The organism is Luteimonas terrae, assembly GCF_031457535.1.
GTDB lineage: Bacteria > Pseudomonadota > Gammaproteobacteria > Xanthomonadales > Xanthomonadaceae > Luteimonas > Luteimonas terrae_A.
Genome location: NZ_JAVDWO010000002.1, coordinates 287887 through 311226, shown reverse-complemented (window position 1 = coordinate 311226; position 23340 = coordinate 287887). Strand labels below are relative to the sequence as shown.

Genomic DNA, 23340 nt, shown 5'->3' with positions numbered 1-23340 from the left:
AAGACGCCTGTTGGCATGACGCATCCCCAGCTGCGATTCATCGCGGAGATGCGTCTTCTTCGAGGCTCGCGAGCACTGCAGCCGTGAACAGAGCCGGGTCGAAGCGCCGGCCGGTGGGGTCCTCGCCCCGGCGCACAAGCACCACGCCACGCGAGGGCACCACGATCACGTACTGCCCGCGGTTGCCCATCGCGGCGAACGTGTCGGCAGGCACGCCCGCCGCGCGCTGCATCAGCCACAAGGTCGCGCCATAGCCCAGATCGCCTTCCGGCTGTGGGCCGGATGGCGTCGTCGCCGCGCGCACCCAACCTTCGGGCAGCAGGCGCCGGCCGTCGAAGACGCCGTCGTGCTGCAGCAGCAGGCCGAAGCGGGCGAGATCGCGCGCCGTCGACCAGACCTGGCTCGACAGCACGAAACCGCCGCGCCAGTCGGTTTCGGCCACGGTGCGGGTCATGCCCAGCGGCCAGAACAGATCGGTGAATGGCCGCGACAGGGCGCGGGCCTCGCCATTGGTCGCCGCGCGCAGCCCATGCACGGCCAGCACGCTGTCGTTGTTGGCGTAGCGGAACTGCGTGCCAGGCGGGTGCGCCAGCGGCCAGCCGGTCGCGGACTCGGCCACGGTGACGCCGCCGAAATACAGCGCATCGGTGCGGTTGCCGGCAGTGTCGCTGTGCAGGCCGCTCGACATGCGCAGCAGCTGGTCGACGGTGATCGCGGCGCGCGGATCGCCCGGTGCCTGCCATTCGGGCACCGGCGCCGGCTGCGACGGATCGAGCTCGCCGGCCGCCTGGGCCACACCGATCAGCGCGCCGGCCAGGCTCTTGGCGACCGACCAGGTGCGCTGCGAGGTGTGCGGCCCGAAGCCGTCGCGGTAGCGCTCGGCGACGATGCGCCCGTCCTGCAGCACCAGCACGCCGGTGGTCGCATGGCCTTCGCCATAGTTCGGCGTGTCGAAGGCGGCAGCGATAGCTGCTTCGAGCGCGGCCGCATCGCCGCGGGGTGTGGCGCTCGCGTCGCGTTCGCCCAGGGGCCAGGGCTGGTGATCGAGATCCGGGGTCGCACTGTCGAAGCGCGGCAAGGCTGCGATTGCTTCGACGCCTGCGCCGATCGGCAGCTGCGCGCAACCGAGATTCGGGCGCCACGCGGCGATGCGCGGCGGCAGCGCGTCGTCGAACGCGACCGAGACCGTGCGCGCCTCGGAATCGACCACCGCGTCCAGCGCCAGCACATCGACCTGGTAATCGGGATAGATGCCGACGAGTTCGAGCGCCTGCGCGGGCGTGCGGCCGGCATTGAACTGCACGCTGCACAGCGTCAGTGCCTTGTAGCCGGCGGCGATCGCGCGTGCATGGGTCGCGCGTTCGCGCTCGGCCGCCGTCTGCGCGGCGGCGGACGTGGTGAGCAGCAGCAGCGGCAGCAGCAGGGCGAGACGCATCGGCATTCCAGGCGGCGGGACTGAACGCCAGTGTAGGCGTCGCGCTTTGCCGCGCGACCGGTGACGGGCATCATGTCCGGCCGGACCCACGCACGACACGGAGCAGGACATGACGGACACCACAGGCTCGCGGCGCATCAAGCGTTCGAAGACGACAGCCCTGCTGTTGATGGGCACCGCGCCGTTGCTGTTCAGTGCCTGCCAGCGCACTGCGCCGGTCGAAGTGCAGGACGGCCTCTACACCTCGGTCGAAAGCTGCGCGCAGGCGGTCGGTGACACCGCGACCTGCCGCATCGCGTTCGAGCAGGCCAAGCTGCAGGCCGCCGACACCGCGCCGCAGTACAGCAGCCGCGAAGCCTGCGAAGCGGAATTCCCGGCCGAGGAATGCGTCGAGCAGAAGACCTCGACCGGGCATTCCTTCATCGGTCCGCTGATGGCCGGTTTCTTCCTGTCGTCGATGTTGAACAACAACCGCGCGGGCGTGGCGCAGCGGGCGCCGCAGGCCTCGCCCGCGTTCCGCGACAACCGCCAAGGCTGGCTGCGCCCGAACGGCGCGCCGGGTGCGGGCCGCGCCGGCATGGCGCCGGTGTCGGCCACGCCGGACCGGGCGGTGACCGCGAACCGCGGCGGCTTCGGCCGCTCGGCCAACGGCCGCAGCACCGGCGGCTGAGGTGCGCCGCGTCGCGATCGTCGAGCGCGGCGACTGGCAGGCGCAGGCCGCCGAGTGCGGCTTCCGGTTCCACACCATCGACGGCGCCCGCTACTGGGACGAGCGCGCGTACTACGCGTTCTCGATGGCGCAGATCGAGCACGACCTCGAAGACCCGAGCGTCGAAGTGCACCAGATGGCGATGGGCCTGGTCGACGAGATCGTCGAGAGCGACACACTGATGCAGCGCCTCGCGATTCCCGAGGACTTCCGCGACTGGATCGCCGAGAGCTGGCGCCGCCGCGAACCGCATCTCTACGGCCGCCTGGATTTCGCCTACGACGGGAATGGGCCGGCCAAGCTGTACGAACTCAACTACGACACGCCGACGTCGTTGTTCGAGGCCGCGTTCTTCCAGTGGCAGTGGCTCGAAGACCAGCGCGCCAGCGGCCGCCTGCCGCGGGATGCCGACCAGTTCAACTCGATCCACGAAGCACTGGTCGACCGCTTCGCCGAGCTCACATCGAGCCTGCCACCGCCGCTGCTGTTCGCGGCCGTGCGCGAATCGGAAGAAGACCAGGGCACGATCGCCTACCTGCGCGACTGCGCGGCGCAGGCAGGGTTGTACGGCGATGCGATCGCGCTGGAAGACATCGGCCTGTCCGAGGACGGTCGCTACACCGATCTCGACGACGTGGTCATCGGATCGCTGTTCAAGCTGTATCCGCTCGAAGACCTGTTCAACGACGACTTCGGCCGCGCACTGCCCAAGTCCGGCCTGCGCCTGATCGAGCCGCCGTGGAAGGCCGTGCTGAGCAACAAGGGGCTGCTGCCGCTGCTGTGGGAGCGCCATCGCGGGCATCCGAACCTGCTCGCGGCCGAATTCGACACCGGCGGCGACCTGCCGATGGGCTGGGTGCGCAAACCGCTGCATTCGCGCGAGGGCGCGAACATCGAACTGCATCTCGCCGACGGCCAGCGCCTGCACAGCGACGGCCCCTACGCCGGCCCGAGCATCCGCCAGGCGGCGCATCCTCTGCCGGCGTTCGACGGGCATTACCCGATGGTCGGCAGCTGGATCGTCGGCGACACCGCGTGCGGCATCGGCATCCGCGAGGACGATTCACCGATCACCCGCGACAGCGCGCGCTTCGTGCCGCATGCGATTGTCGAGGACGCTGCGCGCAGCGTGATCTATCTCTGACACATGACCCGCGCGACTGCTGCCCCGGCCATGGATCGCGTCGTGCCAGTGCAGGCGCGGAGCGCGACGCGCGCCCTGCTCGGTCTGCTCGGGGATGCGCTGCGTGGCGTCGTGCTGTACGGCTCGCATGTCGCCGGTGGTCTGCGGCCCCGCAGCGACCTCGACCTGCTCGCAGTCCTGCGCGGGCCACTGGATGAAACGACGCGCCATGCGCTGATGCGCGCGCTGCTGGACCTGTCGGCGCCGCCGGGCGATCCGGACCACCGCGCACTGGAGGTAACCTGCGTTGTCGAGGCCGATATCAGGCCATGGCGATATCCGGCGCGGCGAGAACTGCAGTTCGGCGAGTGGCTGCGTGCGGATATCGAAGCCGGCTTCGTGGCATCGGCCGTCGAGGATCCGGATCTCGCACTGCTGCTGGCGCAGGCGCGCGCGCAGGGCATTCCGCTGCACGGCGATGCGCCGGACGTGCTGCTGCCCGAAGTGCCACAGGCCGACATCCGCGGCGCGATCCTCGCCATGCGCCCCGAGGTCGCGCGCAACCTCGTTGGTGAGGAACTGCACGCCCTGCTGACGCTCGCGCGTATGTGGGTCGCTGGAGACCGGAGAGATCGTCGGCAAGGATGTCGCCGCCGACCGTGTGCTGGCGCGGCTGCAGGACGCAGAGCGCGTACCGCTGATGCGTGCACGCGACGCGTACCTAGGGCGTTGCGCCGACGATTGGTCCGGCTGGCACTGCCGCGTCGAAGCCTGCGTCGATGCGATGTGCGCGGCGATGCCGGCTGACTGACGCGCCACCGGGGCCTGCGCAAGCCCGTCATCGCAGAATGCGGGCACCGATCCTGCGATCATGTACGACTCAATCCATGCGCACGCCCCGTGCTTCGATCCACGCATCCACTACACGACAGACGCCATCAGGATTCGACAGCACGTCGTTGTTCCAGAAGCGCAGGACGTGAAATCCGCAACGGTGTAGATAGACGTCGCGCGCGATGTCCGAACGGGATTCGTTGTGCTGTCCGCCATCTACTTCGATGACCAGCGCGGGTTGCAGGCACGCGAAGTCGACAACAAACGGACCGATTGGATGCTGCCTTCGGAACTTGAGATTGCAGCGCTGCCGGTCCCGTAGATGCCGCCAGAGGGCTTGCTCTGCAGGTGTCATCGCACGGCGCAGGCGCTTTGCGAGCAGAGTGCGTCGGCCGTCGCGCATCTGGAAAATCCTGAGCTGATGTGTTGGACAGGCTGCGTTCTAGACGCAGCGCGCTAGACGCAGCGCGTCGCCAGAAGCCCAGTCACCACGCGAGCGTGAGGTTTGCCCCCACCCAACCCTCCCCCGCGGGCGGGGGAGGGCTTGAAAGCGGCACGCCTCGCCCGGCGAGTTCGTTGCGCTCCGAGAGGCGGTCGGATCCGGCTGACATGCCAGGACGGCGCGTTGCTCAAGCCCTCCCCCGCCAGCGGGGGAGGGTTGGGTGGGGGCGGCCCGTCAGCCCCTGGAAATCTTGACCGAGCGCGCGATGACGGTTCACACCCGACCCACCACCGGAGCCCGGGATCCACATCAACGAGACCGCATCCGTTACACCAACCCCACTCCTGCGATCATGTACGCATGACCACGTCTCTCCCGTTCTCCGCGCTCGCGCTCTCGCCCGCCCTGTTGCAGGGCGTCGATGCCCTCGGCTACACGTCGATGACCCCGATCCAGGCGGAATCCCTGCCGCTGATCCTCGAAGGCCGCGATGTCATCGCCCAGGCGCCGACCGGCAGCGGCAAGACCGCGGCGTTCGGGCTCGGTCTGCTGCAGAAGATCGACACCGGCCTCATCGAGACCCAGGCGTTGGTGCTGTGCCCGACTCGCGAACTCGCCGACCAGGTCGGCAAGCAGCTGCGCAAGCTCGCGCTCGGCATTCCGAACCTGAAGCTGTCACTGCTGTGCGGCGGCATTCCGCTCGGCCCGCAGCTGGCTTCGCTGACGCATCCGCCGCATGTCGTCGTCGGCACGCCGGGCCGCATCCAGGAACTGGCGAAGAAGAAGGCGCTGCATCTGCGCCATGTGCGCACGCTGGTGCTCGACGAAGCCGACCGTATGCTCGACATGGGCTTCGAGGAGTCGATCCGCGACATCGTCAAGCGCGTGCCGCCGACGCGGCAGGGCCTGTTGTTCTCGGCGACGTTTCCCGACGGCATCCGCGATCTCGGCACTGCGATGCTGCGCGAACCGGTGCAGATCGGCGTCGAAGGCAATGCAGCCGCGCCGAAGATCGAACAGATCTTCCATGAAGTGGAACCGTCGCGCCGCGCGCCGCAGCTGGCCGCGCTGCTGTTGCGTCATCGCCCGGAATCGGCGGTGGTGTTCTGCAACACCCGCGCCGACGTCAACGAAGTCGCCGGTTCGCTCGCGCATTACGGTTTCGACGCGCTCGCGCTGCACGGCGACATGGAACAGCGCGACCGCGACGAAGTGCTGGTGCGTTTCGCCAACCGCAGCTGCAACGTGCTGGTGGCCAGCGACGTCGCCGCGCGCGGGCTCGATGTCGAGGACATCGGCGCGGTGGTGAACTACGAACTGCCGCACGACGCCGACACCTATGTGCACCGCATCGGCCGCACCGGTCGTGCAGGCCGCTCGGGCCTCGCGCTGAGCCTGGTCACGCCGCGCGAGATGCCACGCACCGCACTGGTCGAAGCGCAGTTCGGCGCGCCGCTGCGCTGGGACAAGCTGCTGCCGCTCAGCGGCAAGGGCAGCGACGTGCCGGCCGCGCCGATGGTCACGCTGCGCATCGATGCCGGACGCACCGACAAGCTGCGCCCCGGCGATATCGTCGGCGCGTTGACCGGCGAAGCCGGCCTGCACAAGGACGCGATCGGCAAGATCGATGTCTTCGCCACGCGCAGCTATGTCGCCATCACACGCGGCAAGGTGCAGCAGGCGGTCAACCACCTGCGCGACGGCAAGATCAAGGGCCGCCGCTTCCGCGTGCAGCCGCTTTGACATGCGCATTTCTCATGGGCTCATGAGAAATCGCGAAATACCTGATTGGTACTTGCAAGAATGACTGGTGGACTTCTAGACTCCCAGTCAAGTGGACTGGGGGTTCCCGGTCGGCGCTGGGCCTCGGTGAGTTCACCGGGGCCTTTCGCTTTCTGGGTCCGGATAAATCTTGAGTCCCCAGCCCTCATAGTCGCTACCTGTACGCTTTCGTCCGCCACGGCAAAAGAATTTGTGTCTGAGCACGCCAAAGGCGCGATTTTCCTGGCCCGGACGTAGGATTGAGAGACCGATCGGCCTCGCCACAAGGTCCGCGAGTTGCAGGCCTGATGAATTGGTTTTCTTGTCCGCCATGACGATCCGGAAAGGCAGGCGGCGGTTCCATCGATTCTCGCCATCGCAGATACGGCGAAACTCGAGCTCGAGATCGCGATCTTCTTTTGATCCCCTGCATTCCACGACAACATGTGTCGGAAAATCCTGTTGCCCTTTTTCGGTCATCAGTTCGTGGAGTGTCTCCAGACAAAACCCGAGCGCGAGATGATAGGGATTGCTGTCAGCCTGTTGACGCCCCCGCAACTTTCGCTTGTCGATGACGCAACTGATCAGAATGAAATGGCTTTCCTCGATGATGCCGGTGAGCTCGTCGAGAAATGCATGCTTGTGTGCGCGGTCGTTGAACTTGAATGCGCCAGTTTCTTTCCTGATTTCGTGTTCGTGCAGAACAATCGAGTCGTGTCCGAAATGGCGAAACTTGAACCGCTCGATCGAGGTAACGACCTTCTCTGTGTAGTGTCCTTTGTGGAATACGCAGAACGACAGCACGAAGACAGGATACTGGGCGTCCACTGAAGCGAGTCCGTGGTCGCCACTCTCATCGACGTACACGATGTAACTCCCGAACTGCTGTGCCTGTGCGGACAAACGAGGCGTGGGAGCCTCCGTTTCTATGCGATCGGCAAGCTGAAGCGAAAGTTGCCCCTCCTTGAGTAGATCGTCATTGGTTCCGGTCACACGCAGCTCCTTGGCGACGATGCAGGCTTGAAGGTCTCGATCCAGCGTAATCCGGGATGTATGTGACAGGAAGCATCGAACAATGCGCATGCGCCTGCTGATCATCACCTATGGCACCGAGGGCGACGCGCGACCGCTCGCCGCGCTCGGCTGTGCGTTGATGCGCGCCGGGCACACCGTGCATCTGCTCGGCGATGCCGACACGCTCGACAGTGCACGCGCACTCGGCGTGCCGGCCACTGCATTGGCCGGCGATATCCGCGGCACGCTGTCGCGCATGCGTGCGATGCGGCAGATCGAGCGCGCGCTGATCCGCATCGTCAACGCGCGCACGCCCGAATGGATGCAGCAGGCCATGGCACTCGGCGCGGACTGCGATGCGGTGATCGTGTCCGGCCTCACCGCCTTCGTCGGTCTGTCTGTCGCCGAAGCGCTGGGCAAGCCTGCGATCGGCGCGATGATGATTCCGATCAGTCCGACCGCGGCGTTCACCTCGCCGCTGTCGCCGCTGCGCCTGCCGCGCGCGCTCAACCGCAGCTGGCATGCGTTCGTGAACCATATGGTCTGGCGCACCTTCCGCGCGACGACGAACCGCGGACGCGTCGCGATCGGTCTGCCGCCGCGCACCGCGCCGTGGACGACGCATCCGGTGCTCTACGGCGTGTCGCCGGCGCTGCTGCCCGATGTTGCCGACTGGCCGGAGGACGCCATCGCCTGCGGCCAATGGGTGACACCTTCGGAGGACTGGACGCCACCGGCCACGCTCGTCGAGTGGATCGAGGCCGGTCCGCCGCCGATCTATGCCGGTTTCGGCAGCATGAGCGGCTTCGATGCGCCGCGGGTGCGCGATGCATTGCTGGAAGCGATCGGAGATCGACGTGTGCTGTTCAATCCGGGCTGGAGCGGCATCGAAACCACCGGCCTGCCGGAGAACATCCACGTCATCGGCAGCGTGCCGCACGACTGGCTGCTGCCGCGCTGCGCGCTGGCGATCCATCACGGCGGCTCGGGCACCACGCACTCCGCGTGCCGCGCCGGCATTCCGTCGGTGATCCTGCCGTTCGCCGGCGACCAGCCGTTCTGGGCGGGCCGTTTGCGTGCGTTGGGCATCGCTGATCGCGTGCTCTCGGGCCGGCGGCCTTCGGCATCCGGCCTGCGCGCCGCGATCGTGTTTGCCGAGCATCCGGAGACGCGCGCGCGGGCCGCTGCGCTCGGTGCGGTCATGCAGGCCGAGGATGGATGTGCGGTTGCCGTCGCGTGGATCGAGCGCTTCGTCGCACGCGGGGCACGTGGGATGTGACACCGGCCTCGCGGCCCACGATCGCTGAACGACCCGGGCGCACCTCGGGTCGACCCGAGGTGCCGACGCCGGATGCGTTGGAGACAATGAAATCCCCACTGCATCCAGATCGCAGCATATGAGCGACAACGCATCGGGCGTCTCGGGCGCCGACTCTTCGAACGGCGCCAACGACGCGCGCGGCGCTGCGGCTGAGGCCGCTGCCGAGCACGGCCTGGACGCCACCGCCAACGCGTCGAACGCAGCCGTGTCCGCCGCCGAGACCGGCAAGGCCGCCGCTGCTGCCGGTGACACCTGCACGGCCGAAGCCTCGGCCACCCGCGCGGAAGCGGCGGCTGCCGAAGCGGTCGAATCGGCTGCGGCATTGGCCGACATCGCGGCGAATAATCCGACGCCGGCGACCGAAGCGATGGCGGGTTTCGCTGCGAGCTATGCGCAGGCGGCGACCGAAGCCGCGGCGTCCGCGCGCAGTGCGCTCGACGGCATGCAGGAGTCGCAAGGACTGGGCGCCTGCGTATCGGAGGCGCCGACCTCGCCGACGCAGGGACTGGCGCTGTCCACGATCAACCAGCTGGTTGGCATCTGGTCGTAATCGCGTAGCGCTTGCAGGCCTTTCTGCCTTTGGTTTGACCAGTCTTCGGCCTGATTATCTCGAGCCGCTCAACCGGCCAGCAACGGGTGCCTCTCCCTCTGGGAGAGAGCCTGCCCCGGACCTGATCCGGGGTCGACGCGCGAAGCGCGTCGGGTGAGGGTTGCACCCAAGTAAGGCATTCAACAGCTCGCTTCCCTCCGCCGGAGCATTTCGCCCGGCGGGTGCCGGGCTCTGTCGAAGACGCGGATCGCGCGACCCGATCTCGACGTCTTATGGGGCGTCACGCGCTTCGGATCCCGTAGCGTGCCCAGCGGCTGCAGTAGATGTCGCACGGAAATCAGTTCGCGCTGAAGACCTTGCCTCACTCGACGCGCCGGGCGCGTCGATCTCTCCCGGAGAGAGAGATGCAGGTCGCGCGCGCTTCAAGGTCGCGAGGAAAGTGAGCGACGGGGATGCGGGGCTTGGCGCCGAGTACCCCAGCCCTTACGCGACGTGCGTCGCGCGTCGATTTCTACAGAGTGAGAGATGGAGGTCGCGCGCGCTTCAAGGTCGCGAGGAAAGTGAAGCGGGGGGCTTGCGGGGCTTGGCGCTGAAGTAGCCGGCCCTCACTCGACGCGCTTTGCGCGTCGATCTCTCCCGGAGGGAGAGATGTGGGCATCGCGCTGCGTCACCGCACCACCGCTTCAACCCGCCTCGCGAAACCCGCGCACGTGCTCGATCAATGCGCGCAGTTTCGGCGGCAGGTTGCGGCGGTCGGGGTAGTAGAGGAAGAAACCGGGGAACGGCGGCAGGAAGGCTTCGAGCACCGTCACCAGTTCGCCGCGCGCGATCCAAGGCGTGAACGTTTCCTCGATGCCGAACGTCAGGCCGCCGCCGGCTAGTGCGGTGCGCACCATCAGCAGCATGTCGTTGGTCGTGACCTGCGGCTGCACGGCGACATCGAAATCCTGCCCGTCCTGCACGAACTCCCAGCGATAGGGCGCCACACCCGGCGCGGGCCGCCAGCCGATGCAGCGGTGCGCGACCAGCTCGCGCGGATGCATCGGCGTGCCATGCGCTGCGAGATAGCCGGGCGTCGCCACCACCACTTGGCGCACCGGCCCGGTCAGCGGCACCGCGATCATGTCCTGCTCGATCACCTCGCCCAGCCGCACGCCGGCATCGAAACCTTCGGCGACGATGTCCGATTCGGCGTCGGTCACGGTCACGTCGAGCGTCACCTGTGGATAGGCCTGCGCGAAGCGCGCGACCAGTGGACCGGCGAGGAAGCGTTCGGCGATCGAGGTCACCGCGACGCGCAGCAGGCCACGCGGTGGCCCGTCATCGAGCGCGTCCTCGAGCGCGGCACCAATCTGCGCCAGTGGCTGCGCGAGTTGTTGATGCAGCCGGTGCCCGGCCTCGGTCAGCCGCACGCTGCGGGTGGAGCGTGTCACGAGGGCGACGCCCAGCCGGTCTTCCAGTTTGCGCATGGCCTGGCTGACGGCCGAGCGGGTCACGCCGAGGCGATCGGCGGCCGCGCGGAAGTTGTCGCCTTCGGCGACCGCGACGAACACCCGCAACAGGTTGAGGTCGATGTCCATTGGTTAGTCAATCTAACCACAGCATCCAGCACAGAGGTAATTCCCGCGACACCGGGCGGCTTCTACCGTGTCTGCACCGGGCCAAGACGCCCATCGCAGGAGTTTTCCCATGCAGCAGGACCTCGCCAACCGCATCGTGCTGATCACCGGCGCCAGCAGCGGCATCGGCGCCGCGACCGCGCGCGAACTCGCCGCCCGCGGCGCCACCGTCGTGCTCGGCGCGCGCCGTGTCGATCGCCTCGATGCACTGGTCGCGGAGATCACCGGGACCGGCGGCCGCGCCGAAGCGCGCGCGCTGGATGTCGTCTCGGCAGACGAGGTGCAGGCCTTCGCCGACCACGCGCTGGCCGCGCACGGCCGTATCGACGCCATCGTCAACAACGCCGGCGTCATGCCGCTCTCGCCGCTGTCGGCGCGCAAGCGCGACGAGTGGGACCGGATGATCGACGTCAACATCCGCGGCGTGCTGCACGGCATTGCCGCGGTGCTGCCGGCAATGGAGGCGCAGGGCTTCGGCCACGTCATCAACGTCGCGTCGATCGGCGCGCACCAGGTCTTCCCCACGTCGGCCGTCTATTGCGCCACCAAGTACGCGGTGTGGGCGATCTCGGAAGGCCTGCGGCAGGAGACCACCACGCTGCGCGTGACCGTGGTCAGCCCCGGCACCACGACCTCCGAACTCGCCGACACCATTACCCACGCCGGCGCCGCCGAAGGCATGCGTGATTTCCGCCGGATCACGATCGCACCCGAGGCCATCGCACTCGCCATTGCATTCGCGATGAGCCAGCCCGCCGATGTCGATGTCAGCGAGCTGATCGTGCGTCCCGTCGCGAGCCCCTACTGATGGCCGCCCGCACCTTGCCGCAGTGCTGCAGGCTCGCCGGCCTCGCGATTGCGATGGGACTCGCGGTGCCGGTGATGTCCGCGCACGCCGCCGATACGCCGGCGCGCACCACGGCCCACGACAACGCGGCGCAGATCCGCGCCGCGTTCGAAGCCTGGCGCGTCGGCCAGGGCAGCGTGTTCGACCTACTCGCCGACGATGTCGTGTGGACCGTCGCCGGCGACAGTCCGGTGTCGGGCACGTACCGCTCGAAGCAGGCGTTCCTCGACGAGGCGGTCATGCCGATCACCGCGCAGCTCGCAACGCCGATCGTCCCGCACGTGACGCGCATCGTCGCCGACGGCGCCCATGTGGTCGTGCTGTGGCAGGGCACCGCCACCGCGCGCAACGGCGACGCATACCGCAACCACTACGCCTGGCATCTCGAACTCGCTGACGGCCGCATCGTGCGCGCGACCGCCTTCCTCGACACCTGGGCGCTCGCGCAGCTGCTCGATGGCGCCTGAACCGCCCAAGGCTTTGTCCGGGACTGATCGATGACCGAAACACGGGCGAAGTCGCAGCTGCCACGCGTACCGCCATCGACTGCATGGCCGCGATATGGACCGTGACCCACCACGTTGCCGCGCGCGCGCAGCCGGGACGGGGCCTCAGCGCGCGTCGAGCGTAATGTTCGGATGCGCGGCGAGGATCTCCAGCACGAGATCGAAAAAAGTCGGCCCGCTGCCGGCCTCGAGCGCGTCGATGTCACGCCGCATGCGCGCCTTGTCGTAGCGGCCCGGCGTGTCGAGCTTGTCCTGCAGCCACGCGCGGGTGGCGTCGACGCCGAGCGCGTGGCGATTGCGCTCGAAGTCCGTCCAGACCAGGGTCACCGGTGCGTTGCCATCGAGCGCGCCGTAGCCGCCGTAGAGCATGTCGTCGAGCGCATCGAGACTGTGGCCCAGCGACCAGTCGGCGTCGGCCATGAACACCCGGTTGACCTCGTCGTAGAACGAAGCGAGGTCGTGGATGCGGCTGCCGTCGAGACTCAAGCTCTGGGACATGGATACGTGCAGGGCAACGTGGGGGTTGTGCGACGCCATCATCGCGGCGAGTGCGTGGCGGTGTGCTGTGGAATGGTCGGTCGGGGCGGAGCTAGGGAAGGTCTGAACAATTCCGCTTTTGGCCGTCATTCCCGCGAAGGCGGGAATCCAGCGTCTTTGGTTTTCAAAGGCTTGAAGTCACTGGATCCCCGCCTTCGCGGGGATGACGGCAGTTACTCAAACCATCCCTAGCTGGAAACGACCAGCGTCGACGCACACACGGCATGCGGGAAGCATTCGATGTGGAGCGAAGTCGAGGAATCGCTCCGCTGCGGCAGTTCGATTTCGATCGGGTACGCCGCCTTCGGCGCGAGCCACGCGAAGAGGATGCCGGCGGCAAACATCAGCACCAGAATGAAAACCAGGACGCCCAGCAGAACCTTGATGCCCCGGGACGATGACGCCACCCGCTTCGGGTCGCCACATTGCGGGCACGCGATCGCGCGGTCGCTGATCTCACGTTGACATTCCTTGCATCGAACCAGGGCCATCGGCTCATCCTTTCAAAAAGTCAGTTCGCGTCCGGCGTTCAGCGGCCGCGCCGCATTAGCCTAGCGCGTCATGCGCGCAGCGTTCGAGAAGCGTCATCACAACCGCACGCTTCTTTCATGCGGCCTTTGCGAGCGCGCGCCCACACTCGCGCTCCCTTCACCGCACCGGAGTCACCCGCATGGGCCTGTTCTCAAAGATCGCCGACCGCATCTTCGGTCGCAAAGACGCACCTGCACCGGCAGCCACGCCGGCCGCACCGGCCAAGCCGGCGGCGGTGATCTTCACCGGCAGCGAGCACGACCCCAAGGTGTCGCCGCCTTCGCACAACCCGGCCCCTGCAGCGTCGACGACGCCTGCCGAACCGGTCGACGTCGACGCCGTGCTCACTGCCATGGCGGCGGAGAAGGGCGGTGCGAGCGACTGGCGCCGGTCGATCGTCGATCTGCTGAAGCTGCTCGATCTCGACTCCAGCCTCGAGGCGCGCAAGGAACTCGCCGCGGAACTCGCCGTCAACGCCGGCGCGCACGGCAGCGCCGAGCAGAACCTCGCCCTGCACAAGGCAGTGATGCACAAGCTGGCCGAGAACGGCGGCAAGGTGCCGGACGACCTGAAGAACTGAGGCCGTCGAAGCGGCACGCATGACACCGGGCCGGCGCCTCGAAAGCGCTGGCCCGTTGCGTTGCGCGGTCGAGTGAGCGGAATGCCCGGCCTGTCATCCTGCGCCGCAGCTGCATGCCGGCTGGATCGCGGTGCGCATGCCCCGCGTTTGCCTGCCCGCGCGCGTTACGATGCCGGTCCCCACGCCGCACCTCCAGATTCCGCATGAAGGCCCGCACCTCCGACGCATTGCAGGCGGCATGAGCAAGGCGTTCCGCCGTCCGGAGGGACGTGCCCCATCCCGGAATGAACGCCTGCAGCCCTGGTTCGCCGCGCTCGTCAGTGCGGTGCTGCATGTGCTGTTCGCGTATCTGCTGCTGACCTCCCAACCCATCGTATTCAAGACACCGCAGGGGTCTTCGGCCGGCAGCCCGATGGCGGTCGAGTACATCGGCATCACCCCGCCGCAGCCGGTGACCGCGCCAATTCCGAGTCCGCCGCCGCAGACGCCGCCCACCCAGGCCGCGCCCGTGACGTCGCGTGTGGTGACCACACGCGTCGAGGAAGCCGCCGAACCGGTGCCGCCCGACGAGGTCGCGCCGGTCGAAGCCCTCACCGAAGTCCGTCCGCCGCGTCCCGCGCCCCCGGCGCCAGCGACACCGCCGCAACCGGTGCAGTCGCAGGCCGCGGCCAGCCCGCCCGATGCACAGCGTCGCTCGCGCACCTGGGGCCAACCGCCCGGCATGCTGCCCGAGGCCACCGCACCGGTGAACGCCGGCCGCGAACGCACCGCGCGCATCGGCCAGGGTCGCGGCAACGATTCCACGTCCGACCAGCCCAGCCTCGAAGTCGGCGGCTACCAGGTGATCTACGACACCACCAGCGAGACCCGCCTGCGCGAGTGGCGCGACGAGGGCGTCACCGAGCTCTTCATCCCGCTGCCGGGCACCCGCGATTACATGGTGTGCCCGCTCGAAACCGCGATACGCCGCGAGTCCAGCGATTGCCGCATGCTCGCCCCGGAAGATCCGGAGATGGCCAACATCCGCGACGCGCGCGAGGTCATCGGCTTCCACCGCGTGTACCGCCGCGGCGAAGTGGTCTGGCGCGGGCCGGGGCCGTACCGCTGACCCGACGCCGCCCCTGATCGGCATCGTCGCCGCCGCCACATCCGACTGTTGAACGACCGGTCGCGCGGACTGTGCAGAGGCGCGGACAGGCCCGCGCGAGCGCCGCCGAGGCCGCCGTCATGGATCCCCACACGCCGTCACGACGTTCCGTGAAGGTCGCCGGCGGCACGATGGCGCGTCCATGCGGCCTTGCCGCGACGCTTCCCCCAAGGAGACCCATGGCACTCACCGACATCCTGCCCGGCACGCTCGGCTTCGGCACCGCGCCGCTTGGCAACATGTTCCGCGACATTCCCGATGCCGAAGCTCGCGCCACGGTCGACGCCGCGTGGGACGACGGCATCCGCTACTTCGACACCGCGCCGCTCTACGGCGCCGGCCTGGCCGAACTGCGCCTTGGCGAGGCGCTGGCCGGGCGCCCGCGTGGCGACTACGTCATCAGCACCAAGGTCGGCCGGCTGATCCTCGACGAGAAAGAGGACGTCAGCGCCCGCGACCAGGGCGAGAAGGGCGGCCTGTTCGCACACGGCCGCGACAACCGCGTGGTCAACGACTACAGCTACGACGCCACGCTGCGCTCTATCGACGACAGCCTCAAGCGCCTGCGCACCGACCGCATCGATATCGCCTGGGTGCACGACGTGGCCCAGGATTTCTACGGCGACGACTGGCTGGAAAAGTTCGAGAGCGCGCGCACCGGTGCGTTCCGCGCGCTGGACCGTCTGCGCGACGAAGGCACGATCAAGGGCTGGGGCCTGGGCGTGAACCGCGTCGAAGCCATCGAGCTGCTGCTCGACCTCGACGAGCCGAAGCCGAACGGCTGCTTGCTCGCCGGCCGCTACACGTTGCTCGACCACGACCGCGCGCTGCAGCGGCTGATGCCGCAGGCGGCCGAGCAGGGCGTGGGCATCGTCGTCGGCGGGCCCTACAGTTCCGGCGCGCTGGTCGGCGGGCCGAACTTCGAATACGCGCCAGCGCCGCAGGCGATCCTCGACAAGGTCGCGCGCATCAGCGCCATCGCCGACCGCCACGGGGTCAGCATGAAGGCCGCCGGCCTGCAGTTCTCGCTGGCCAACCCGGCCGTCGCCGCGGTGATTCCTGGCGCCAGCCGTCCTGGCCGCATCGCCGAGGATCGCGCCGCGCTGGAGGAAACCGTGCCGGCTGCGTTCTGGCACGAGCTGCGCGAGGCGAAGCTCGTGCACCGGGATGCGCCACTGCCCGGCTGATTGACGCGCGACGGTCGCGCCGGCGCCTGTGCGCTGGCGTGGTCGCTGAAGATCGACGCACCCGGCAGAGGGGCGCCACTTGCGTCTTCAAGGCAGCGGATTCGGCCGTCGGCACGGCGGCAGTTTTCATGCAGTGATGTGCGCATCCATCGCGTCGGATGGCCCGCGTCGCATGCCCATGCGCCGCGTGTCCCACACCACAGGGTGCTGCGCGCGCAGCGGCGGATGTGGCTGCGCTCACGGTCGTGTTGTGCGGGCGCCGTTAGCATGACCCTTCGATCGCCTCGGAATTCCGCCTTGCGCCTTCTGTCCGGCACGACCCTGCACAACCTGGGCTTCGCCGCTGCTCTCGTGCTGCTGAGCCTGCTGGCCTGGCAGGGCAAACGCGCGCAGGACGTGCTGCTGGACGCCAACAATGCGGTCGCCGACAGCCTCGAACTGATCAACGTCGTACAGGGCATGCTCTCCGCGCTGCAGGACGTGGAAACCGGGTCACGTGGTTACATGCTGACCGCGGACCCGGAATACCTCGAGCCCTACCGAGACGGTCGAGAGCGCTTGAGCCACCTGCGCGCATTGCTCGGGCATATGCTCGCCGGGCCCGATCGCGCGGAGTGGCTGGCCGAACTCGACGCCAGTGTCGCCCGCCGCGTGGAGATCGCGGCGGCCAACATGGAGCGCCGCGATCAGCTGGGCCTCGAACAGGCGGCTGCCGCGATGGCCGGCTCGGGCGCGAAGGAGGCTATGGACGCGCTGCGCGCGCAGCTCGGCGAACTGGACGCCGAGGAGCGGCTTCGGCTGGCGGCCGATAGCGCGCTCGCTGAAAAAGTGCTGGAGCAGGGTCGGCTGCAGGCCGTCGGCGGCAGCATGATCATCGGGTTGCTGATGATCTGGTTCCTCGTGGCGATGAACCGCAACCTGCGCAGGCAGGCCCAGCTGGCGCAGATTGCGCGCGCGGGCGAAGCCAGGCAGAACGCGCTGCTGCGGGCGGTGCCCGATGAGCTGTATGAGCTGCACGCCGATGGCCGGGTCGACGTGCTCTCGCAATCGGAAGGCAGTCGCGCCGCGGCGCCGCCGGCGCTGTGTGCAGTGTTGGCTGAACACATGACGCGGCATCCCGATCGCAACTTGATCGTCCTCGACTGGAAGGATGGCCATGGGCACGATCACGAGGTGCGCATTGCACGCGCCGAAGGGGGCGAGAGTCTTGCCATTGTCCGCAACGTGACCGAAGCCGCCCGCGCGCGTCGGCGCCTGCGCGACCAGCAGGCATTCCTGCGCAGCGTGGTCGATGCCGACGAGAACCTGATCTTCGTGCGCGATGCGGCCGGGCGGGTGCTGTTGTGCAACGAGGCGTTCGCTGACCTGCTCGGCATGCGTCCGGGCCAGGTCGAGGGTCAGCGCGTACAGGACATCGTGGGCGGCGACCTGCTGGCGCCATTGCTCGACGGCGATACCGCCCTGCTCCGTGAACTGCCGGAATTTCCCGAACTGCGTCGCGCGCAGCTGGCGGTCAACGATGCCAGTGGACGCGAGCGCTGGTTCCAGTTGCTCAAGCGTCCGATGATCCTCTCCGATGGACAGCGGCTGGTGCTGGCGGTGGCGGTGGACATCTCCACCCGCCGTCAGGTCGAGCGCATGAAATCCGAGTTCATCTCCACCGTCAGCCACGAGCTGCGCACGCCGCTCACCGCGATCCGCGGCGGCCTGTCGATGGTGGTCGGTGGCATGGCCGGCGCAGTCCCCGAAACCCTGCGTCCACTACTCGACATCGCCTACAAGAACAGCGAGCGCCTGGTCCGGCTCATCAACGACATCCTCGACATCGAGAAGCTCGAAAGCGGCCGCATCGCCATGCACCTGCAGAGCGTCGCCCTGCGTCCGCTGGTCGCGCAGTCGATCGAGCACATCGCGGGCTATGCCGGCGAGTTCCAGGTCCGTGTCCGTCTGCAACCGGGCGAGGACGGCGACGTGGAGATCGACACCGACCGCTTCGCCCAGGTCATGGCCAACCTGCTGTCGAACGCGATCAAGCATTCGCCGCCGGGCGAGGAGGTCGTCGTCGAGGTCGCCAAGCGCGAGCGGGTCATGGAAGTCGTCGTCGCCGACCGGGGCGCGGGGATTCCGGAGGCCTTCCGGGCGCGCGTCTTCGAGCGTTTCGCGCAGGCGGACTCTTCCGACGTGCGCACCCGCGGCGGTACGGGCCTGGGCCTGGCGATCACCCGCTCGCTGGTCGAGCAACTGGGCGGCGAGATCGGCTTCGATACCCAGACCGATCACGGCACACGGTTCTTCGTGCACCTGCCGCTCGCGACACGCCGTGCACTGCCGCCAACCGGTCCGGAGGACCGCCAGCGCGTGCTGGTGCTCGACGGCGACACGGCCGCGGCAACGCAGCTGGCCGCCATGCTCGACCAGCGTGGCTATGCCGCGGTGGTGGCCGACTCCGCCGCGCAGGCCCGGCAGGTGCTCGCTGCCATGCCCGTGCACGCGCTGACCATCAATCTGGCGCTGCCGGACGAGGACGGTCTCGCCTTCGTGTACGCATTGCGCAGCCAGGCGGCCTACCGGCATCTGCCGGTGCTGGCGCTCGGTGTCGAGCCACCTTCCGCCGAGCGCGATGCCGTGGTCGGCGGGGCGGTGGGCCTGGTCGACTGGCTGTCCAAGCCGCTCGAGCCCACGCGCATCCTCGATGCGGTACGCGCCTGCCTGGGCGGCGCCGATATGCCGATCCACGTCCTGCATGTGGAAGACGACGCCGACCTGCGCGCGCTCGTGGCCACGCTGCTGGCGCAGGAGCGTTTGACGCTGCATGCGGCCGGGAGCCTGGTCGAAGCACGCAACGCGCTTGCCCAGCGCCACCATGATCTGGTCATCCTCGACCTGATGCTGCCCGACGGCGACGGCAGCGAACTGCTGGCCGAACTGGCCGCCGCCAGCCCGCCGACGCTGGTCATCATTTTTTCGGCGCTCGATGCCGACACCACCACGCCCGATGCCGACAGCGGCATCGTGCTCCGCCGACTGGTCAAGTCGCGCCACAGCGGCGCCACGCTGGCCGGCGTGATCGGCGATTACCTGCGCAACTGGCCACCGCGCACTGCATCACAGGGAGATCCATTGCCATGAACGAGCACGCCGCGCCCCGGGTCCTGGTGGTCGAGGACGAGGAGGACATCGCCTACATCCTGCGTTTCATGTTCGAGCGCGAGGGTTTCGTCGTCGACCACGCAGCCGACGGCCGCGAGGCGCTGGCGCGGTTGGAGCAGGATCCGCCGCACGGCGTGGTGCTCGACATCATGCTGCCGTACCACGACGGCATCGAGATCGTGGAGCGCCTGCGCGCTGTGCCGGCGTGGCGCACAGTGCCGGTGCTGATGCTTACGGCCAAGGCACGCGAGGTCGACATCGTGCGCGCGCTCGATCTGGGCGCCGACGACTACGTGACCAAGCCCTTCCAGCCCGACGAGGTGGTGGCGCGGATGCGGCGTCTGCTGCGGAGAGCCGCATGATCGCGTGTCGCATCGCGCTGCCTATGCTGCTGGTGTTGCTGTCCGCCCAGGCACCCGCGCAGGACCTCGCCGCGGTGCAGCCGCGTATCGACGCGGGGGACTACGCCGGCGCCGAGGTGCTGCTGCGCGCGCGCCTGGCCCAGGCACCCGGCGATGACGAGGCCCGCTTCCAGCTGGCCCGGGTGCTGGCCTGGCAGCAACGCGCGGCCGAGGCCGTACCGCTGTATCAGGACCTGCTCGCACGCGAACCGGGCAATGCCGACTACCTGTTCGGTCTGGCCCAGGCCCAACTGTGGTCGGGCGAGCGCGCGGGCAGCCAGGCCAGCGTGGCGCGCCTGGAAGGTCTCGCCCCGGCGCATCCGGGCCTGGACGGGCTGCGCCAGCAGGCGGCGCCGCAGCCGCCCGACGCCGGCGCCCTGCCGCAGGCACGCGGCACAGCACCCGGCAGTCGCGAGGTGGGCTACACGTTCCGCTACGACCGGCTCACGCAGGATCTCGCCGCGTGGCGCGGTGACCGGATCGAGGTCAACGGGCGCGACGGCGACGGACGCGCCTGGTATGCAGCCGCCGCGCGCGAACGCCGTTTCGGTCTGGCCGATACCGGTGTCGAAGCGGGTATCGCGCTGCCGCTGGCGCCGCGCTGGGCGCTGCAGCTCGATGGCGGCGGCTGGCCCGGATCGGATTTCCAGCCGCGCTGGTTCGGCGACGTGCGGCTGCAGCACGCCTTCGACAGCGGCACCGTGCTCGCGTCCAGCCTGCGCCGCACGCGCTATCCCGAAGTCACGGTCGACCGGCTCGCGGTGGCCGTGGAGCAGTACTGGGGCGACTGGCGGCTCGGCTACACCTTCAATCGCACCGACGTGGCCGGCAATCGCGTCAGCGGGCACGACGTCGCGCTCGACCGCTACTACGGTGACCGGGATGCCATCGGCCTGCGTCTGACCTCGGGCAGCGAGGACGCCCTGCAGGGCACGGATGTCGTGGCCACCGCCGTGCGCGCGCTGGCGGTGCAGGGGCGTCACGGGTTCGCCGACGACTGGGCCCTGCACTGGGGCGTCGGTTACGTGCGTCAGGGCGCGTTCTACGACCGGCGCTGGGTGCAGCTGGGCCTGCGGCGGGCGTTCTAGGCCATGCCTGCATGGCTCGCCATCGCGATGGAAGATCCGGTCCTGCGCTGGGCGCTGTACGTGGTGGCCGCGCTGACGGTGGTCACCCTGCTGACCATGGTCCAGGTGCTGGTGCTCGCGGAACTGGGCGCGCGACGGCTGGCGAGGCGCCGCGCGTTCGACGACGTCTGGCGGCCCCGTCTTGCGGAGGCGACGCTGCACAACGCGCCGCCGTCCTGGACGGCACCGGCAGCGGACGAGCGTCTGTGGTTCCTGCTGTTGTGGTGTCGCACCCAGCGCAAGTTGCGCGGCCAAGCCCATGCCCGCCTCAATCGCCTGCTGGTGGACTACGGCCTGCATCGCGCCGCGCTCGACCTGCTGGGGCGACGCCAGATCCATCTGCGGCTGGTCGCACTGGCGGTGCTGCGCCAGGTCGGCGGGCCGGAATCATGGGACGGGGTGGCGCACTTCCTCCAGCATCGCAATCCGCTGCTGGCGCTTGCGGCGGCCGAGGTGCTGGTGACCATCGATCCACACCGGGCCATGGCCGAGGTGTTGCCGGTGGTGGTGGTGCGGCGTGACTGGACGCCGCAGCGGATCTCGGCGCTCTGCCAGCTGGCCGGGCGTACGGCCGTCTCCAGCCCGTTGCTCGCCGCCCTGCGTGCGGCATCGCCCGAACAGGTGCACCGGCTGGCGACCCTGGCGCAGTGGGGAGATCCGGCGCGGATGGCCGGATGGGCGCGCGCCGCGCTGGGCACGTCACCCGATCCGCGCGTGCGCCAGGCCGGACTGCAGGTGCTGGGCGACCTGCGCGACGACGTCGATCGCCCCGTGTTGGAGGCCGCATTGGCAGATCCCGAGGCCGACGTGCGCCTCGCCGCGCTCAAGGCTTTGCGCAAGCAGGCCGCACCGGCCGGACGGGAGACCCTGCGCGCGCTGCTGACCGACCTGAGCTGGGCCGTGCGCCAGGAGGCGGCGGATGCCATTGCCGCGCAGCCCACCCTGGATCGGATCGCCCTGGAGCAGTTCCTGGACACGGTCGAGGACCGCTACGGACAGGACGCGTTGCGGCGCGCGATCGAGGAGCGCCACCCATGAACATCGACTGGTTGTGGTGGACCCAGGCGTTTTTCATCGGTTACTTCCTCGCCCTCAACGGCGGCTATCTCGGCCTCAACCTGCTGGCGATGCTCAGCCTGCGCGGTTACATGCGACAGCGCAGTGCGCTTGGCGACGAGGCCCCGTATCTCGGCGTCGAGCCGCCGATCTCGCTGCTGGTGCCCGGCTACAACGAAGAGGCGACCATCCGCACCTCGGTGCGTTCGATGCTGCAGCTGCAATACCCGGATTTCGAGGTGGTGGTCATCAACGACGGCTCGCGCGACGGCACCCTCGACGTGCTGCGCGAAGAGTTCGATCTGGTGCTGCAGCCGCAGCCCATGCGCCGCACCGTGGACCACAAGCCCATCCTCGGGGTCTACCGCTCCCGGCGCTACGCCAACCTGCGGGTGATCGACAAGGAGAACGGCGGCAAGGCCGATGCGCTCAATGCCGGCATCAACGCCGCCCGCCACATGCTGTTCTGCGCGGTCGATGCCGATTCCATCCTCCAGCGCGACAGCCTGCTGCGTGTGGTGCAGCCCTTTCTCGAGGACGAACGCACCGTGGCCGCGGGGGGCACCGTGCGCCTGGCCAACGGTTCGGAGGTGCGCGGCGGCTTCCTGGTGCGCGCCGGGCTGCCGCGCAACTGGGTGGCGCGCTTCCAGATCGTCGAATACCTGCGCGCGTTCCTGCTCGGGCGTCTGGGTTGGTCGCCGCTCAATGCGGTGCTGATCATTTCCGGGGCCTTCGGGCTGTTCAACCGCGAGCGCGTGATCGCTGCCGGCGGATACAGCACCACCACCGTGGGCGAGGACATGGAACTGGTCATGCGCCTGCACCGCTACCACCGCGAGCGCCGCATTCCGTATCGCATCTGTTACCTGCCCGATCCGATCTGCTGGACCGAGGCGCCGGAGGACCTGGGCACCCTGGGCCGCCAGCGCAGCCGATGGCAACGCGGCCTGGCCGAAAGTCTCACCCGCCACGTCCGCCTCGCCTTGAGCCCGCGCGCCGGCGCGGCGGGTCTGCTGGCCTGGCCTTTCATGACCCTGTTCGAACTGATCGGCCCGCTGATCGAACTCGTCGGCTACATCGTGATGGTGGGCGGCTTCGCGTTCGGCGTGATCTCGCCCACCGCCCTGGTGGTCTTTCTGCTGGTCGCCATCGGCATGGGCATCCTGCTGTCGGTCAATGGTCTACTTCTGGAGACGCTGTCGTTCCGGGTCTATGCGCGCAAGCGCGACATGCTGCTGATGTTCGCGATGGCGGTGCTGGAGAACTTCGGCTATCGCCAGCTCAACACGCTGTGGCGCTGCCGCGGCATGTGGCAGTGGTTCTCGCGGCGCAAGCACAACTGGGGGGTGATGCGACGCAGCGGCACCTGGGGGCAGTAGCCGGGCAGCCGCGGCGACGCGTCTGGTCTCCGACGCGGCGCTAGGGTTCGCCCGAGTGTCCCGGCCGCCGCGCGCGGGCTACCG

General features: G+C 68.7%; 21 protein-coding genes and 1 pseudogene. 16 read left to right on the top strand and 6 right to left on the bottom strand.

The annotated features are described in order from the left end of the window. Positions 1-37 precede the first annotated feature (37 nt). Positions 38-1435 carry a serine hydrolase domain-containing protein gene (locus J2W68_RS03750; RefSeq protein ID WP_310232918.1) on the bottom strand — a complete coding sequence of 466 codons (1398 nt, stop codon included), beginning with the start codon at positions 1433-1435 and terminating at the stop codon, positions 38-40. Positions 1436-1571: 136 nt separating this feature from the next. On the opposite strand from J2W68_RS03750, the gene J2W68_RS03745 reads away from it, so the two are divergent. The 3 genes and pseudogenes from J2W68_RS03745 (at position 1572) to J2W68_RS03735 (ending at position 4078) form a co-directional block, all read left to right on the top strand. Continuing rightward, positions 1572-2105 carry a DUF1190 domain-containing protein gene (locus tag J2W68_RS03745; RefSeq protein WP_310148796.1) on the top strand — a complete coding sequence of 178 codons (534 nt, stop codon included), beginning with the start codon at positions 1572-1574 and terminating at the stop codon, positions 2103-2105. A 1-nt stretch (position 2106) separates the two neighbouring features. Then, entirely contained in the window at positions 2107-3288 is a 1182-nt protein-coding gene (locus J2W68_RS03740) for a glutathionylspermidine synthase family protein (protein ID WP_310232917.1), read from the top strand. A 3-nt stretch (positions 3289-3291) separates the two neighbouring features. Beyond that, positions 3292-4078 (top strand): annotated as a pseudogene (locus tag J2W68_RS03735) (aminoglycoside adenylyltransferase family protein). A 69-nt stretch (positions 4079-4147) separates the two neighbouring features. Here J2W68_RS03735 and J2W68_RS03730 read toward each other — a convergent pair. Beyond that, the gene (locus tag J2W68_RS03730) at positions 4148-4504 is read right to left on the bottom strand and encodes an endonuclease domain-containing protein (RefSeq protein WP_310232914.1); all 357 of its coding nucleotides are present in this window, start codon (positions 4502-4504) and stop codon (positions 4148-4150) included. Between the two features lie 399 nt (positions 4505-4903). On the opposite strand from J2W68_RS03730, the gene dbpA reads away from it, so the two are divergent. Further along, positions 4904-6286: an ATP-dependent RNA helicase DbpA gene (gene dbpA, locus J2W68_RS03725; protein WP_310232912.1), complete on the top strand. Its 1383-nt coding sequence runs from the start codon at positions 4904-4906 to the stop codon at positions 6284-6286. A 132-nt stretch (positions 6287-6418) separates the two neighbouring features. On the opposite strand, the gene J2W68_RS03720 is transcribed toward dbpA, so the two are convergent. Then, entirely contained in the window at positions 6419-7402 is a 984-nt protein-coding gene (locus J2W68_RS03720) for a DUF3800 domain-containing protein (protein WP_310232910.1), read from the bottom strand. Here J2W68_RS03720 and J2W68_RS03715 point away from each other — a divergent pair. Both J2W68_RS03715 and J2W68_RS03710 read left to right on the top strand, forming a co-directional pair. After that, complete coding sequence (locus J2W68_RS03715; RefSeq protein ID WP_310232908.1) at positions 7380-8597, top strand: glycosyltransferase; 1218 nt, start codon at positions 7380-7382, stop codon at positions 8595-8597. The two genes, J2W68_RS03720 and J2W68_RS03715, sit on opposite strands and share 23 nt — an antisense overlap. A 118-nt stretch (positions 8598-8715) precedes the next feature. Continuing rightward, complete coding sequence (locus tag J2W68_RS03710) at positions 8716-9189, top strand: hypothetical protein (protein WP_310232906.1); 474 nt, start codon at positions 8716-8718, stop codon at positions 9187-9189. 683 nt (positions 9190-9872) lie between these two features. Here the strand turns inward: J2W68_RS03710 and J2W68_RS03705 are convergent. Continuing rightward, a complete protein-coding gene (locus J2W68_RS03705) occupies positions 9873-10769 on the bottom strand; it encodes a LysR family transcriptional regulator (protein ID WP_310232904.1) in 897 nt (298 codons plus the stop codon). Between the two features lie 109 nt (positions 10770-10878). Between J2W68_RS03705 and J2W68_RS03700 the strand changes: the two genes are divergently transcribed. After that, positions 10879-11616 carry an SDR family oxidoreductase gene (locus J2W68_RS03700; RefSeq protein ID WP_310232902.1) on the top strand — a complete coding sequence of 246 codons (738 nt, stop codon included), beginning with the start codon at positions 10879-10881 and terminating at the stop codon, positions 11614-11616. Then, positions 11616-12122 (top strand): nuclear transport factor 2 family protein, encoded by a 507-nt coding sequence (locus J2W68_RS03695; RefSeq protein WP_310232899.1) that lies wholly within the window; start codon positions 11616-11618, stop codon positions 12120-12122. The genes J2W68_RS03700 and J2W68_RS03695 overlap by 1 nt, the downstream gene beginning before the upstream one ends. A 144-nt stretch (positions 12123-12266) precedes the next feature. On the opposite strand, the gene J2W68_RS03690 is transcribed toward J2W68_RS03695, so the two are convergent. Both J2W68_RS03690 and J2W68_RS03685 read right to left on the bottom strand, forming a co-directional pair. Then, the gene (locus J2W68_RS03690; protein WP_310232897.1) at positions 12267-12659 is read right to left on the bottom strand and encodes a barstar family protein; all 393 of its coding nucleotides are present in this window, start codon (positions 12657-12659) and stop codon (positions 12267-12269) included. A 227-nt stretch (positions 12660-12886) separates the two neighbouring features. Continuing rightward, positions 12887-13189: a hypothetical protein gene (locus tag J2W68_RS03685; RefSeq protein WP_310232896.1), complete on the bottom strand. Its 303-nt coding sequence runs from the start codon at positions 13187-13189 to the stop codon at positions 12887-12889. Positions 13190-13368: 179 nt separating this feature from the next. Here J2W68_RS03685 and J2W68_RS03680 point away from each other — a divergent pair, with 179 nt between their 5' ends. From J2W68_RS03680 to J2W68_RS03645, 8 genes are all read left to right on the top strand, one after another. Next, positions 13369-13809, top strand: a complete 441-nt coding sequence (locus J2W68_RS03680) for a DUF3597 domain-containing protein (RefSeq protein ID WP_310232894.1) — start codon at positions 13369-13371, stop codon at positions 13807-13809. A gap of 238 nt (positions 13810-14047) precedes the next feature. Beyond that, entirely contained in the window at positions 14048-14917 is an 870-nt protein-coding gene (locus J2W68_RS03675; RefSeq protein ID WP_310232892.1) for a type II toxin-antitoxin system RelE/ParE family toxin, read from the top strand. 218 nt (positions 14918-15135) lie between these two features. Then, the gene (locus J2W68_RS03670) at positions 15136-16143 is read left to right on the top strand and encodes an aldo/keto reductase (RefSeq protein WP_310232891.1); all 1008 of its coding nucleotides are present in this window, start codon (positions 15136-15138) and stop codon (positions 16141-16143) included. 297 nt (positions 16144-16440) lie between these two features. Then, complete coding sequence (locus J2W68_RS03665) at positions 16441-19272, top strand: response regulator (RefSeq protein ID WP_310232889.1); 2832 nt, start codon at positions 16441-16443, stop codon at positions 19270-19272. Next, entirely contained in the window at positions 19269-19655 is a 387-nt protein-coding gene (locus J2W68_RS03660; protein ID WP_310232887.1) for a response regulator transcription factor, read from the top strand. The genes J2W68_RS03665 and J2W68_RS03660 overlap by 4 nt, the downstream gene beginning before the upstream one ends. Then, positions 19652-20782, top strand: coding sequence for a YaiO family outer membrane beta-barrel protein (locus tag J2W68_RS03655; RefSeq protein WP_310232885.1), 1131 nt, complete (start codon positions 19652-19654; stop codon positions 20780-20782). The genes J2W68_RS03660 and J2W68_RS03655 overlap by 4 nt, the downstream gene beginning before the upstream one ends. A 3-nt stretch (positions 20783-20785) precedes the next feature. Beyond that, the gene (locus tag J2W68_RS03650) at positions 20786-21859 is read left to right on the top strand and encodes a HEAT repeat domain-containing protein (RefSeq protein ID WP_310232883.1); all 1074 of its coding nucleotides are present in this window, start codon (positions 20786-20788) and stop codon (positions 21857-21859) included. Beyond that, on the top strand, positions 21856-23256 hold the full coding sequence (locus J2W68_RS03645; RefSeq protein WP_310232881.1) for a glycosyltransferase family 2 protein: 1401 nt from the start codon (positions 21856-21858) through the stop codon (positions 23254-23256). Before J2W68_RS03650 ends, J2W68_RS03645 begins: the two co-directional genes overlap by 4 nt. Positions 23257-23340: the final 84 nt, after the last annotated feature.

Bases quoted from the DNA above. Each gene is read 5' to 3' on its own strand.
- J2W68_RS03690 (WP_310232897.1), bottom strand. From the start codon at position 12,659: ATGTCCCAGAGCTTGAGTCTCGACGGCAGCCGCATCCACGACCTCGCT.
- J2W68_RS03645 (WP_310232881.1), top strand. From the start codon at position 21,856: ATGAACATCGACTGGTTGTGGTGGACCCAGGCGTTTTTCATCGGTTAC.
- J2W68_RS03695 (WP_310232899.1), top strand. From the start codon at position 11,616: ATGGCCGCCCGCACCTTGCCGCAGTGCTGCAGGCTCGCCGGCCTCGCG.
- J2W68_RS03710 (WP_310232906.1), top strand. From the start codon at position 8,716: ATGAGCGACAACGCATCGGGCGTCTCGGGCGCCGACTCTTCGAACGGC.
- J2W68_RS03730 (WP_310232914.1), bottom strand. From the start codon at position 4,504: ATGCGCGACGGCCGACGCACTCTGCTCGCAAAGCGCCTGCGCCGTGCG.
- J2W68_RS03675 (WP_310232892.1), top strand. From the start codon at position 14,048: ATGAGCAAGGCGTTCCGCCGTCCGGAGGGACGTGCCCCATCCCGGAAT.
- J2W68_RS03705 (WP_310232904.1), bottom strand. From the start codon at position 10,769: ATGGACATCGACCTCAACCTGTTGCGGGTGTTCGTCGCGGTCGCCGAA.
- J2W68_RS03670 (WP_310232891.1), top strand. From the start codon at position 15,136: ATGGCACTCACCGACATCCTGCCCGGCACGCTCGGCTTCGGCACCGCG.
- J2W68_RS03680 (WP_310232894.1), top strand. From the start codon at position 13,369: ATGGGCCTGTTCTCAAAGATCGCCGACCGCATCTTCGGTCGCAAAGAC.
- J2W68_RS03700 (WP_310232902.1), top strand. From the start codon at position 10,879: ATGCAGCAGGACCTCGCCAACCGCATCGTGCTGATCACCGGCGCCAGC.
- J2W68_RS03650 (WP_310232883.1), top strand. From the start codon at position 20,786: ATGCCTGCATGGCTCGCCATCGCGATGGAAGATCCGGTCCTGCGCTGG.
- dbpA (WP_310232912.1), top strand. From the start codon at position 4,904: ATGACCACGTCTCTCCCGTTCTCCGCGCTCGCGCTCTCGCCCGCCCTG.
- J2W68_RS03720 (WP_310232910.1), bottom strand. From the start codon at position 7,402: ATGATCAGCAGGCGCATGCGCATTGTTCGATGCTTCCTGTCACATACA.
- J2W68_RS03715 (WP_310232908.1), top strand. From the start codon at position 7,380: ATGCGCATGCGCCTGCTGATCATCACCTATGGCACCGAGGGCGACGCG.
- J2W68_RS03655 (WP_310232885.1), top strand. From the start codon at position 19,652: ATGATCGCGTGTCGCATCGCGCTGCCTATGCTGCTGGTGTTGCTGTCC.
- J2W68_RS03685 (WP_310232896.1), bottom strand. From the start codon at position 13,189: ATGGCCCTGGTTCGATGCAAGGAATGTCAACGTGAGATCAGCGACCGC.
- J2W68_RS03750 (WP_310232918.1), bottom strand. From the start codon at position 1,435: ATGCGTCTCGCCCTGCTGCTGCCGCTGCTGCTGCTCACCACGTCCGCC.
- J2W68_RS03660 (WP_310232887.1), top strand. From the start codon at position 19,269: ATGAACGAGCACGCCGCGCCCCGGGTCCTGGTGGTCGAGGACGAGGAG.